The organism is Ancrocorticia sp. (assembly GCF_052089425.1).
GTDB lineage: Bacteria > Actinomycetota > Actinomycetes > Actinomycetales > Actinomycetaceae > Ancrocorticia.
This window is the reverse complement of record NZ_JBQCZW010000012.1, coordinates 1-13,245: the sequence shown is the minus strand read 5'-3', so window position 1 is coordinate 13,245 and position 13,245 is coordinate 1. Positions and strand designations below refer to the sequence as shown.

At 61.1% G+C, this 13,245-nt stretch carries 11 protein-coding genes; 2 read left to right on the top strand and 9 right to left on the bottom strand.

The window, feature by feature from the left end; all coding sequences use genetic code 11:
• Nucleotides 1-14: 14 nt before the first annotated feature.
• The 9 genes from ACTHV6_RS05620 to aspS all read right to left on the bottom strand — a co-directional run bounded on the left by ACTHV6_RS05620 (nucleotide 15) and on the right by aspS (nucleotide 9,821).
• The gene (locus tag ACTHV6_RS05620; protein ID WP_441386301.1) at nucleotides 15-656 is read right to left on the bottom strand and encodes a hypothetical protein; all 642 of its coding nucleotides are present in this window, start codon (nucleotides 654-656) and stop codon (nucleotides 15-17) included.
• The gene (mltG, locus tag ACTHV6_RS05615) at nucleotides 629-1,714 is read right to left on the bottom strand and encodes an endolytic transglycosylase MltG (protein WP_441386300.1); all 1,086 of its coding nucleotides are present in this window, start codon (nucleotides 1,712-1,714) and stop codon (nucleotides 629-631) included. Before mltG ends, ACTHV6_RS05620 begins: the two co-directional genes overlap by 28 nt.
• The gene (gene ruvX, locus ACTHV6_RS05610; RefSeq protein ID WP_441386299.1) at nucleotides 1,711-2,175 is read right to left on the bottom strand and encodes a Holliday junction resolvase RuvX; all 465 of its coding nucleotides are present in this window, start codon (nucleotides 2,173-2,175) and stop codon (nucleotides 1,711-1,713) included. Before ruvX ends, mltG begins: the two co-directional genes overlap by 4 nt.
• Entirely contained in the window at nucleotides 2,175-4,835 is a 2,661-nt protein-coding gene (gene alaS, locus ACTHV6_RS05605; protein WP_441386298.1) for an alanine--tRNA ligase, read from the bottom strand. The genes ruvX and alaS overlap by 1 nt, the downstream gene beginning before the upstream one ends.
• A gap of 7 nt (nucleotides 4,836-4,842) precedes the next feature.
• A complete protein-coding gene (locus ACTHV6_RS05600; protein ID WP_441386297.1) occupies nucleotides 4,843-5,205 on the bottom strand; it encodes a DUF948 domain-containing protein in 363 nt (120 codons plus the stop codon).
• A gap of 55 nt (nucleotides 5,206-5,260) precedes the next feature.
• Nucleotides 5,261-5,884 carry a 30S ribosomal protein S4 gene (rpsD, locus tag ACTHV6_RS05595; RefSeq protein WP_441386296.1) on the bottom strand — a complete coding sequence of 208 codons (624 nt, stop codon included), beginning with the start codon at nucleotides 5,882-5,884 and terminating at the stop codon, nucleotides 5,261-5,263.
• A gap of 85 nt (nucleotides 5,885-5,969) precedes the next feature.
• A complete protein-coding gene (locus ACTHV6_RS05590) occupies nucleotides 5,970-7,322 on the bottom strand; it encodes a replication-associated recombination protein A (RefSeq protein WP_441386295.1) in 1,353 nt (450 codons plus the stop codon).
• 4 nt (nucleotides 7,323-7,326) lie between these two features.
• Nucleotides 7,327-8,046, bottom strand: coding sequence for a GNAT family N-acetyltransferase (locus ACTHV6_RS05585; RefSeq protein ID WP_441386294.1), 720 nt, complete (start codon nucleotides 8,044-8,046; stop codon nucleotides 7,327-7,329).
• A complete protein-coding gene (gene aspS, locus ACTHV6_RS05580; RefSeq protein WP_441386293.1) occupies nucleotides 8,043-9,821 on the bottom strand; it encodes an aspartate--tRNA ligase in 1,779 nt (592 codons plus the stop codon). The genes ACTHV6_RS05585 and aspS overlap by 4 nt, the downstream gene beginning before the upstream one ends.
• A gap of 165 nt (nucleotides 9,822-9,986) precedes the next feature.
• On the opposite strand from aspS, the gene ACTHV6_RS05575 reads away from it, so the two are divergent.
• Together ACTHV6_RS05575 and ACTHV6_RS05570 are read left to right on the top strand one after the other, a co-directional pair.
• Nucleotides 9,987-11,381: an MFS transporter gene (locus ACTHV6_RS05575; RefSeq protein ID WP_441386292.1), complete on the top strand. Its 1,395-nt coding sequence runs from the start codon at nucleotides 9,987-9,989 to the stop codon at nucleotides 11,379-11,381.
• Between the two features lie 135 nt (nucleotides 11,382-11,516).
• Nucleotides 11,517-13,245, top strand: a 1,729-nt coding sequence (locus ACTHV6_RS05570; protein WP_441386291.1) for a DEAD/DEAH box helicase, incomplete at its 3' end; no start/stop codon positions are given.

The window sequence follows — 13,245 nt, the reverse complement described above, 5'->3', positions numbered from 1 at the left end:
ATCCACAGGCCCCTTCAGGACCGCTCCATGGCTCCCATATCAGGCGCGCGGCTGGTCAAAAGCCGGATTTGGGCGGCTGCGGTATGCAGCTCCACGCGATCGCCACTAACGCGGATATCGTCCACGGCAAATCCTTCACCATCGAACGTTACGCGGGCCTCGCCCCGCGGCGCGCTCACCGTCACACCCAAGCGGTGGGCAACGGCCCCCACCAACGCGTCCGGGCGCGATTCGATCCGCTCAACTCGTAACTGAGTGAGCGCGGCCAATCCGGCCCACGCCACGGGCCCCGTGGCGTTGATTCGTGCTGTCCCAGCCAGATACGGTGCGCCGCAGGCCTCGCGAATTGCTGCCACCATTCCGCCCACACGCGCGAGGAAGCCGAAGGCACCGGGGAGGTTGCCAGCAAAGGCAAGGGTATCGGCGAAGCCCACGGCCCGAGCAAGGCCATCTGAGCTTTCAGCGGCGCGCAGCCCCTCCATCCCGGGGGCTACGGCAATCCCGCGCCAGTCCCCCTCACGCGCAGCAAGAAGGTCAGGCAACGGCGTATCCGCCGCTACCACGGCACACGGGCTACCGGCACTGAGCAGCCGGAAGTAGAGATCTGTATCCGAGCCAGCCCAGATGATCAATCCTGAGGATTCTCTTCCATCCACTCGCGGAACTCTTTCACATACTTTTGGTGTTCCTTGTAATCCGAGGAGAACTTGGTTTCGCCGGTATCAAGGTTGACTGTCACAAAGTAGAGCCAGTCCCCGTCAGCAGGTTCGGCAACGGCAGCCAGAGCTTCCTTGCCCGTCGCCCCGATAGGTGTGGGCGGGAGGCCTTTGTGAATGTAGGTGTTGTACGGGGTATCTTCATCAAGCTGCTCCCGATTGGGTACGCCGCCATCAAGGCCTTGGCCATACAGCACCGTGGAGTCCATCTGAAGCAGCCCGTTAACCTCATCGGTATCATCGATGCGATTGTCGATCACGGCTGCCACCATGTTGTAGTCAGCAAAACTACCGGCTTCGCGCTCCAGAATAGAGCCCTTGATCAGGGACTCCTCCCACTTGTCGCGATCAATGCCAAGATCCTGCATCTGCGAGACTCGCGTATCCACCATCTGGGCGAGCGCCTCTTCAGGCGTGGTTTCGGGGGCAAATGTGTAGGTGAGCGGAGCGAACCAGCCTTCTGGATCCCCGCCTGCCTCTTCTGGCAGCCCGATATCGCCTTCTTCTGCGGCCTGCTCACTGGCCCCGGGCTCCAGTCCCAGCACGCTGTCTAGGCGCTCGTACACACGCCACTTCGGCCATCCCTCGGGGATGGTCACCTTCTGATCGGCCTTGGCCGCTGGATCAAGAAGCGCAGACACGGCCCCGGCTGCCGACATCTTTTCGTGCAGGGTATACGTTCCCGGTTGGATACTTCCCGAACGCGGATCGTTGTTGAACGCATCAACGAAGGCCTTTTCGGTGGCAACCACGTCATTATCCACGAGAATCGCGGCCATCGCCTTGCCAGAACTTCCCTCGGGAATCTCTACGCTCACGGCGCCGCTACCGGGACCGTCGTAATCCGAAACTGAATCAGTATCGGGAATGACTTCTGGAATCAACGCATAGGCCGTTGCTGTCAAGATCATGACAATGAACGAGACAAGCACAGGGGTGGTCCAACGCCGCTGCTTACGCGCGGGTGCGTCTTCTAGTGTTTCGAAGATGTCACTCATGCTTTCCTTTCTGGCTGGACGATTTCACCTGGCTCGTTTCCAGTGCGCCGCTCGAATTCCAGAGCAGACTCTAGAATAACGATCGCCGCCGCTTGATCCACTACTGAGCGGTGCGTGCGTGATCCCCTGCCCGATTCGGATAGCTGCGCGTGTGCAGTGACTGTGGACAACCGTTCGTCCACGAGTCTTACGGGAACAGGTGTAACTTTTTTTGCCAGCTTACCTGCCCATGATCGCGCATGGCGGGCCGAAGCACCCTCCGTGCCGTCCATGTTGAATGGCAGGCCAACGATCACTTCGATAATGCCCTGCTCCTTGACCATCTTTGCAGCGAGCCGGATATCGGATCCATTCCGCGCCAGAGTGGTGACGGGCGTGGCAAGGATCGCATCGGGATCGCATGTAGCAACCCCAACGCGAGCCTGACCCACGTCGATGGAAAGTCTCTTTCCCGGGCGCATCAACCGAGCTGAGTCTCGATCGCAGCCTGAGCCGCATCGATCTTGCTGGCGTCTGTACCGCCGCCCTGAGCGATATCGTCCTTGCCGCCACCGCCGCCGCCAAGCACCTTGGCCGCCACGCTGACAAGCTTGCCCGCGCGGATACCGTGTTCGCGGCCGCCTTCGGTAGTTGTCACCACGATGGAAGGACGCCCGTTGACAATGCCGGTCACCACAACAACTGATGTGGAGTGATTATCCAACCGCCCGCGGACATCGTTGGCGAAGGTCCGCACATCGTCGGCACCGTCCACTTCTCCAAGAGCCCCAACATACACGGAGGCATCTCCGATGTGGCGTGGAGACTTGACTACCGCATCCACGCCACCGGCCAAACGCTCACGGCGCATCGCCCCGATGAGCTTCTCAGCGGCCTTCAAGCGCCCCAGCATGGAATCAATACGCTCGGGTAGTTCGTCAGCGCGAACACCCATCATCGAGGAGATCTGGGATACCAGTGCGCGCTCCTTGGCGCCCTGCTCATAGGCCCGATCCCCAACAAGTGCGTCAATACGCCGCACTCCGGAACCGATGGATGCCTCGCCCAGCACAGTCACAAGCCCGATCTGCCCGGTTTCGTGAACGTGGGTACCGGCGCACAGTTCCTTGGACCAGTCACCACCGATCGAAACAACGCGGACTTCCTTACCGTACTTTTCTCCGAAGAGTGCCATGGCACCAGCCTTGCGCGCACTGTCCAGATCCATGACCTCGTCAGTGACCAGCAGATTATCCTGGAGCCGATCATTGACCCGCGCTTCGATATCATTGAGCACGTCGGCAGGAACCGAGGTGCCGTGACGGAAATCGAAGCGCATCCGCGATGGTGAGTTCTCGGAACCGGCCTGAGTTGCCTGCTCCCCCAAGTACTCGTGAAGCGCCTTGTGAACCATATGAGTGGACGTGTGTGAACGCGCAATATCAATACGCCGCTCGGTATCGATGGAGGCCACCACCCGATCGTCCAGCGCCACGGTTCCTTCGGCCAAGTAGCCGCGGTGAACATGCAGGCCCTTCAAGGGCGCCTGAACGTCCTGAACCTGAATGTATCCGCCACCGGCCACCTGAATTGTGCCGTGATCGGCTAGCTGGCCGCCCATCTCCGCGTAGAACGGAGTCTGATCCAAGATCACGTCAATATCGCCGGGCTCGGTCACGGCCGGAACCGGCTGACCGTCCTTGAGAAGGGCAACAACCTTAGCCTCTACGCTGGCTTCCGTGTAGCCCAAGAACCGGGTCAAACCGCTCTGGCCCTGAATCTCGTGGTACACGTGGGCGTCAACGTGGCCCGTCTTCTTCGCCCTCGCATCGGCGCGCGCACGATCGCGCTGCTCCTGCATGAGGGTGCGGAAGCCCTGCTCATCAACCTTGACCCCTTGTTCGTCCGCCATCTCCAGCGTGAGATCAATGGGGAATCCGTACGTATCGTGCAGAGTGAAGGCGTCGGAACCCGAAAGGGTCTTGTTCTTAGCCTTGGACACTGCCAGATCGAATATCTGTGTGCCGGCGCTCAGCGTGCGGCGGAAGGCTTCTTCCTCCGCACTGGCAACTTGAAGGATCTGATCGAAGCCCGTTTCCAGTTCGGGGTATGACTCCTTCATGGCGTCCTTGGAGGCCGTGATCAGGGTGGGCACTACGACGTCGTCCACCCCAAGAAGGCGGACCGAGCGAACTGAACGGCGCAACAACCGGCGCAAAACGTAACCGCGACCGTCATTTCCGGGGCGAACACCATCGTTGATCAGCATCATCGAAGAGCGGATATGATCAGCGATCACACGCATCAACACATCGTGATCGTGGTCTTTCCCGTATGGTTTACCGGTAAATTCCTCGGTTGCCGAAATGACAGGATATACCTGATCGGTTTCGAACATGTTCGGCTTGTCCTGCAGTAGGAACGCAATGCGTTCGAGCCCAGCTCCCGTGTCAATTGACGTCTGGTCCAAATCACCCAGCAGTGGGTAGTCTTTGCCCTCACCGGGCCCGCGAAGGTACTGATCGAAAACCAGATTCCAGATCTCCAAATAGCGATCGCCACCAGGATCCACCGTGCCGCCCACGGCCTCTGGACCGTATTCGGGCCCACGATCATAGTGGATTTCAGCGCAGGGTCCAGCAGGGCCCGGCTGGCCGGTGTCCCAGAAGTTCTCCTCGCGCTTGAGTTTGACAATGTGCTTGGGATCCAAGCCGATAACCTTGGTCCACTCGTGGTAAGCAGCATCATCGTGTTCCCACAGGGTGACCCAGATGCGATCGCCATCCAGCCCGTAGCCGCCATCGGCCACGGGTGAGGTCAGCAGGCCCCACGCCAGCTCGATGGCTCCCTCTTTGAAGTAGTCACCGAAGGAGAAGTTGCCGCACATCTGGAAGAACGTGCCGTGACGGGTTGTCTTACCCACGTTCTCAATATCATTGGTACGGATGCACTTTTGCACCGATGCCACCCGCGGATAGGGCGCTTCCTCAGTCCCCACGATGTAGGGAATGAAGGGAACCATTCCGGCGATCGTGAAAAGGATCGAAGGATCAGGCGATACCAACGGTACCGATGGCTGAATGTGGTGTCCGTTTTTCTCGAAGTAATCGAGCCAACGCTGGCGAATCTCAGCGGTGCGCATGTGTACCTCAGTCCTCGTGGGTCTTGTTACCGAAAGCAGATTTTACCTTGTTCGTTGCCTTGCGGACGGCCAAGATAGGTGCGGCGATCGTGGAGCTCACCAGCGTGGTGAGGGCCGAAACGTCCTCCGCCGTGCGTGCCGCAGCCGCCGTGATGGTGTCCACGCGTGCTAGCTGGCCGTTCGCATCACGAACTGTCTGGGCCGCCTCATCAATTGCGGGCAGCGTGTGATCAGTTATCTGGCTGACGGTATTGGCGAGTTGGTCAACAACTCCCGAAAGTTTGGCGATCGGCCGAATCAGTGCGATCACAAGGGCAACAAAGGCAACGGCGGCGATGATGCCAGCGATGCCACCAAGCGTAATTTCCACAATATCCTCCAGTAAGCAAGAACGCGCCCCGGAGGGCGCGTTCTCATTGTGCTGATTAGCGCGAGTAGTGCTCGACGACCATCTGGACATCGCAGGTCACGGGGACCTCAACACGCTTCGGGCGGCGAACCAACGTGAACTTCAGCTTCTCCAGCTCAACATCCAAGTATTCCGGAACCTTGGGCAGAACGTCGCGATGAACACCCTCGGCGGCCATGAGGAATTGGGATGAGGCCTGTGAGCGGGCCTTGACCTGAACAACCTGACCGGGCTTCACGCGGAAGGACGGGCGGTCAACGATCTGTCCATCAACCAGAATGTGGCGGTGAACAACGGTCTGACGGGCCTGAGCCGTGGTGCGGGCAAAGCCTGCACGAAGCACGAGGGCGTCTAGGCGCATTTCAAGAAGCTCAACGAGGTTCTCACCGGACAGGCCGTCCTGGCGGCGAGCCTCTTCCCATACGCGGCGCATCTGCGCTTCGCGAATGCCGTACTGTGCACGCAGGCGCTGCTTTTCCTTCAGACGGACCGAGTAGTCCGAATCCTTGGTGCGGCCACGGCCGTGTTCACCCGGACGGTAGGGGCGGCGCTGCATGTAGCGCTCAGCCTTCGGGGTCAGAGCTAGGCCGAGTGCGCGCGACTGGCGCACCTGCTTGCGGTTACGGTTGCTTGCAGACATGAATCTCCTGTCGAATTATGTGCACAACCACGTCCGCTGCGGACGGGCTGCGGGGCCAACTCAATTGGCTAAGGCCCCAGGGTAGCTAGCCAAGACTACCATCACTGCCGTCCAGAACACGGCGTATGCGCCCCAGCCGCTGTGTGACGTTCGCTTCGTATCCACGGTCCGTCGGTTCGTAGTAGCGGGTGTTTTCCAGGCCTTCGGGCATGAACTCCATCTGGGCCACGCCGCCCTCATAATCGTGGGCGTACTTGTATCCGTCCTTATACCCCAGATCCTTCGCCCCAGCGAAGTCATCGTTGCGCAGGGGCAGCGGCACCGGGGCCAGCTTGCCGGCTTGAACATCGGCCATCGCGGCGTTGATAGCGTTATACGCACGGTTGGATTTGGGGGCCGTTGCGAGGTGCACCACGGCTTCTGCCAGAATGATGCGCGCCTCAGGCATGCCAACCAGCGCAACCGCCTGAGCCGCAGCCGTGGCGGTTTGGAGGGCGGAGGGATCGGCCATACCCACGTCCTCTGCCGCGGAGATCATGATGCGCCGGGCAATGAATCGCGGATCCTCCCCCGCCGCCAGCATTCGCGCCAGATAGTGCATGGCGGCATCCACGTTCGATCCACGAATGGACTTGATGAACGCGGAAATCACGTCATAGTGATGATCGCCGGCGCGATCGTAGCGCACGGTGGCCCCGTCAGCGGCCTGCGCAATGTCCTCAACCTCGATGGTTGTTGATCCGCGCGAGCGTGCCCCGTCAGCAGCCGCCTCCAAGAGGGTCAGCGATCGCCGCCCGTCCTGCCCCGCGATGCGCACGAGGTTATCCTCAGCGCCTTCCTCCAGCTCGAATCGGCCTGCGAGCCCCCGTTCGTCCGCAAGCGCGCGTTCTACGAGTTCCCGCACATCGGCATCCTCCAGCCCATGGAGCGTAATAAGAAGAGAACGTGATAGAAGGGGCGAGACCACAGAAAACGCCGGATTCTCGGTGGTCGCAGCCACAAGGATCACCCATCCGTTTTCAACAGCGGGTAGGAGCGCATCCTGCTGTGTTTTCGAGAAACGGTGCACCTCATCGATGAACAGCACGGTTTCTTCACCCTGCGTGGAGAGCCTGTGGCGTGCCGTGGAGATGACGGCACGAATCTCCTTGACTCCCGCAGATACGGCGGATACTTCCTCAAAGTGCCTTTCGCCGGCACGCGCGATCAAGTAGGCCAGCGTGGTTTTTCCCGTGCCGGGAGGTCCCCACAAAAACACGGAGGATGGCACGCTTCCCTCCGGGTCCATGAGGCGGCGCATCGGTGACCCGGCCGCCAGAATATGATCTTGGCCCACCACCTCGTCCAGCGTGCGCGGCCGCATACGCACGGCCAGCGGCCCGTGTTCCCCCGTGGGAACGCCCTGGTTGTCCGTTCCTAGGCTCTCAAAAAGGTCCATGGTTCTAGTGTGGTCCAAACGGTTCGGAATCGGCGATAATTTGGGCGCCTCCGTGGACGTATCCGAGTGATTCGTACAGGGTTCGCGCCGGATTCTCCGCCCACATACCGAAGTTCAGGAGATGATGGGTTTGTAGCTCGTTCGCTGTCACACCCGTCATGATGGCTCCGCCAAAGCCTCGCCCGCGGTACTCCGGAAGAGTGCCGAGTCCGCCGATGTACACGGCGCCCGTCGGCTCGTCCTTGGCGCCCAGCACACTGGCGAGTGTGCCATCACTGGTGAGTCCGTACCAGCGATATCCCTCGAAATCCTCGAAGGCCTCGCTGAGCGGGTTGGCCACCGTGACGATCGGACGCGCGTCCTGGGCCGTGATGCGGTGAACGTCCCTAGCCCACGGGTGCGGGGCCAGCGGTTCACGCGTCCAGTAGTAGTCCCACAAGTTACCCCAGTTCGGCGGAAGCCACGCGCGCAGCTCCTTCGTCAGTGGTATTCCACGCGTGAGCATCGCCCACGTAGGCGCTGGAATACCCGAGATTCGAGCATTGTCCAGAACATGAGGGAGGAGTTGTGGATTTCCGTGGGCGAGAAGCTCGACGCGTCCGTCCGGTTTTTTCACGACGACGACGGCGGCCTCCACCTCCTCAACCCTCAGAAGCTCCTCACCGTCCAACGAAGCAGTGTGGGCCTGCCAGAAGACAGACCCACACCCCCAAACCTCACTCACTCTGTGGGAGCCTTGGCTTTCGCATCCACGCCGGCTTCCTTACGCTGCTCTGGCGTAATGGCGGCCGGAGCATCGGTGAGAGGATCCCAGCCGTTGCCGATCTTCGGGAAGGCGATGACGTCGCGGATGGACGGTGCCTTCGTCAGGAGGGACACGATGCGGTCCCAGCCGAATGCGATTCCGCCGTGGGGCGGTGCGCCGTACTGGAAGGCATTCAGGAGGAAGCCGAACTTCTCCTGCGCCTCATCCTGAGTCAAGCCCATCACCTTGAACACGCGCTCTTGGATATCGCGGCGATGGATACGGATAGAGCCACCGCCAATTTCGTTGCCGTTGCACACGATGTCATAGGCATAGGCCAAAGCGTTGCCCGGATCGGTATCGAAGGTATCCAAGCACTCGGGCTTCGGGGAAGTGAAGGCGTGGTGCACGGCGGTCCACGCCGAGTGTCCAAGTGCCACATCGCCTTCGGCCTTAGCTGCACCGGATGGCTTGAACAGTGGAGCGTCCACAACCCACGTGAAGGCCCAGTCATCTGGATCAATGAGGCCGCAGCGCTGGCCAATCTCCAAGCGTGCTGCACCCAGCAGCTCGCGGGAAGAAGTTGGCTCACCGGCTGCGAAGAAAATGCAATCCCCGGGGTTGGCGCCGGTGGTGGCAGCGAGTCCCTCGCGCTCAGAATCGGAGATGTTCTTGGACACAGGACCGCCGAGGGTGCCATCCTCCGCAATCGTGACGTAGGCCAGTCCCTTGGCGCCGCGGGCGCGCGCCCATTCCTGCCACTTGTCGAAGGTACGGCGTGGCTGGGAGGCGCCTCCCGGCATCACAACGGCACCCACGTACTCCTGCTGGAACAGCCGGAACGGCGTGTTCGCAAAGAACTCGGACAGATCCACCAGCTCGTAGCCGAAGCGCAGATCCGGCTTATCTGAGCCGAACCGCTCCATGGCATCCTTGAAGGTGATGCGCGGGATCGGCGTCTGGATCTCATATCCGATCAGGCTCCACACGTCCTTGAGGATAGCCTCGGACACAGAAATGACATCGTCCTGATCCACGAAGGACATCTCAACGTCCAGCTGAGTGAACTCGGGCTGGCGGTCTGCACGGAAATCCTCATCGCGATAGCAGCGAGCGATCTGGTAGTAGCGTTCCATGCCACCCACCATGAGCAGCTGCTTGAAAAGCTGCGGAGATTGGGGCAGCGCGTACCACGAACCTGGGCTCAGGCGTGCTGGTACAAGGAAGTCGCGAGCACCTTCAGGAGTGGAACGCGTCAGGGTTGGGGTCTCCACCTCAACGAAATCGTGAGTGTCCAATACCTTCCGGGCGGCCTGAGAAACCTTGTGGCGCAGCCTGATGGCGTGCTGCTCAGGGGCGCGGCGCAGATCTAGGTAGCGGTACTTCAGGCGGACGTCCTCGCCTACCTGACCGCCATCCTCGGCGTGCTGAGAAACTTGGAAGGGAAGCGGAGCTGACGGGTTGAGAACCTCAACATCGTCCGATTCAACCTCGATTTCGCCGGTGGGCAGCGCAGCGTTGGCGTTGCCTTCCGGGCGCTCGCGGACAATGCCTGTCACGCGGACGCAGTATTCATTGCGCAGCTCGTGAGCAACCTCTTCACGAATGGTGATTTGTGCGATGCCAGTGGCGTCACGCAGATCGATGAAGGCGATGCCGCCATGATCGCGGCGGCGGTCAACCCATCCGGTGAGGGTCACTGTTGTGCCAATATCGGCAGAACGCAACGATCCGGCGTTTCTGGTGCGAAGCACGCTGTACCTCTTTCTCTTTGATATATCACCCGCGAGACGAGCGGGCTCCAGATTCTCACGAGACGAGTGAGGATCACCCTTTTATGCTACTCCCGCCTCGTGTGTGACCAAACCGCTTCGTTCGCGGTGCTTCTCACACAGGCACGCGTGGTTACGATAAGGAATATGGCAAAGATTTCCCCAGCGTTGGAGCGCGTGCTGTTATGGCTATCCGTTGGCCTGATCAGCGTGATCGCATTTGAAACTCTTGCTGTCAACACCGCCATGCCAACCGTTGTGCGCGAACTTGACGGGCAAAACCTGTATGCGCTCGCGATGGGCGTTGTTCTGGCAACTCAGCTGATGACAACTGCTCTTGCCGGGCCGTGGTCCGATCACCGCAGCCCACAAACGTGCCTCTATACGGGAATCGGTCTGTTCGCTGCGGGGCTGGCTCTGTGTACGTTTGCCCCAACCATGGAACTGTTCGTCCTGGGCCGCGTGATCCAAGGTCTGGGCGGCGGGTTATGCGTGGTTCCTCTGTATACGCTGGTCGGTTCGAGCGTGCGAGCTAGCCGGCAACCGGCCTTCTTCGCCGCATTCGCGGCAGCGTGGGTGCTCCCTTCGCTGATCGGGCCAGCTATCTCCGGCTTCATCGTGGAACACACCACGTGGCGGCTAGTATTTGGAATCGTGCCGGTGATTCTCCTGCTGGCCGCCCCCAGCTTGGTAAAGGTCACCCGGAAGATCCCGCACGAGGCAACGCCACCTCAAGGTGGGCATATCCGCTTGACGGTCGGTTGCGCGGTGGCAACCGGGGTGGGCGCCGCTGCCCTTCAAGTCCTATCCGGCGCCGAACCCGAATCCTTCAACGCGGCCGTCTATGCCACGATCGCGGCCCTCGTCATTTGGACGATTCTCTTCGCCCGCCCGCTTCTGCCCCATGGCACGTTCACGGCCCGCCGCGGACTCCCCACGACGGTTCTGATCCGCGGCATCGCCAACGGAGCCTTCATTGGCGTGGAGATATTCCTCCCACTGCTTCTCCAAGAGGTTCACGGCTGGCGGCCATTTCAGGCCGGCTTGGTTCTCACAATCGGCTCGGTCACATGGGCAGCCGGCTCGTGGGTCCAGGGCCGCATGACAGGGCCCGTGTGGCGGGCACGCATTCCCGTGATTGGTACGGGCCTTCAAACGCTGGGGATTGCCCTGTCGATCGCCGGTGCCTTTGCTGGCGTCAGCGGTCTCGCTGTACTGGTCGCGTGGACAGTCGCAGGGCTGGGAATCGGGCTGACCTATCCAGCGATGACCGTGCACGGGTTGGCAATGAGCGCGCAGGCCAATCAGGGCCGCACATCCTCAGCACTCCAGATCTCCGATACGTTGGGTGCATCCTTGGCAGTGGCAGGTTCAGGCATCGCCTACGCCATGATTCTCCCCGCCCAGTCCCCCGCCTTCGCTGCGGCCATCGGCTTCATGACCTTCGTCATCTTTGTGGGCTTCCTGATCTCTGGACGCACCCAGCCCGCACCCGGAAGCGCCGAGGAAACCCGCTTGGCTGCGAGCTTTGATGAGGACTAAGTAGCCCATCTCATACTGCACTCGCGCGTCTTGAGCCACTATGCTTCTTGAGGCGCATCGAGCGCCCCCAGTTTCTTGTCGCCCCTTGTGAGTTTTGTGTCTGCGGCATGTTCTGGCCAATGTGAAAGTAGATTCATGACAAACGCCTCTGGCGCAGATATTAATTCAACCGACCTCACCTTCTCTGATCTCAGCCTTCCTGACGATCTTCAGCAAGCGGTCAACGATATGGGATTCGTGCATCCCACGGCCGTTCAGGCCAAGGCCATCCCGCTCCTCCTTGAGGGACGCGACGTTGTGGGCGTTGCGCAAACCGGAACCGGTAAGACGGCCGCCTTCGGGTTGCCCCTGCTGGCCCACGTGGATCCAGATGCCCGCAGGGTTCAGGCCCTCGTGCTGGCCCCCACCCGCGAACTCGCCATGCAGGGCGCCGCAGCGATCGAAGATTTCGCCTCTCACTCGCGCGATCTCAACGTTGTTGCCGTGTACGGCGGCTCCTCCTACACCCCTCAGCTGCGCGCCCTTGAGCGTGGAGCACAAGTGGTTGTTGGCACACCGGGCCGCCTCATGGACCTCATGGACCGTGGCGCCCTCAAGCTGGAGAACGTCACCTACTTCGTGCTGGACGAAGCCGATGAGATGCTTCGTATGGGCTTCGCTGAGGACGTGGAAACCATCGCCTCGAAGCTTCCGAAGGAACGCGTTTCCGCCCTGTTCTCCGCCACCATGCCCCCGGCGATTCGTCGCGTGGCCGATCAGCACATGAACAACCCGGAGGCCGTCACCATTTCGCGGCCCGCCTCCACGGTGTCCACCGTTCACCAGACCTTCGCCGTTGTGCCGGAGCGTCATAAGATCGGCGCCATCTCCCGCGTTCTCGCTGTGACGGACGCCGATGCTGCCCTCGTGTTCGTGCGCACCCGCGCCACCGCCGAGGATCTAGCCATCGAACTCGGATCGCGCGGCGTCTCAACCGCCGCCCTGTCTGGTGACGTTGCTCAGCGCGATCGTGAGCGCCTCGTTGAACGCCTCAAGGACGGCACACTTGACGTCCTCGTGGCAACCGACGTTGCCGCACGTGGTTTGGACGTGGAGCGCATCGGGCTTGTGGTGAACTTCGATGTTCCGCGCGAAACCGATACCTACGTGCACCGCATCGGCCGTACGGGCCGCGCCGGGCGCACTGGCGAATCACTGACCTTCGTCACCCCGAAGGAACGCGCACGCCTTCGCCGCATCGAGAAGCAGACGAACTCCCACATGGATCAGATCGAGCTTCCCACCCCTGCCGAGGTTTCCAAGCTGCGCGCCGAGAAGCTCGTGGGCCTTGCCCGCGCGCGCTACGCCAATGGCCGCCTCTCCGTATACCGCGATGTTCTCCAAGAGTTCGATATGGCCGATACACCGGAAGGCGCAGAGCCCATGTCCCGCGAGGATCTCATCTTCGCGCTGCTGGCGCTTGGCGTTCGCGATCCCGGCCCCGTCAAGGGTGAAGAACCCGAGAAGCTCACGGTGGATGCCGATGAGCGCGGTGGCCGTGGAGATCGTGGCGGACGAGGCGATCGTGGAGATCGTGGCGGCCGTGGCCGTGACCGCGGCGGACGGGGACGCCAGATGGAAAACTCCACACGCTACCGCGTAGAAGTTGGCCACAAGGATCGCGTCAAGCCCGGCGCTATCGTGGGTGCACTCACTCATGAGGGTGGGCTTCGTGGTTCTGACCTAGGTCAGATCGATATTTACCCGTCATTCTCCCTCGTGGAGATCGGCGTGCCTCTGTCCCATGAGACGCGCGAGCGTATCTCCGAAGCCCGCGTATCGGGCCGCCAGCTCAAGATCTCCGAGGATCGTGGCCCGCGCCGCG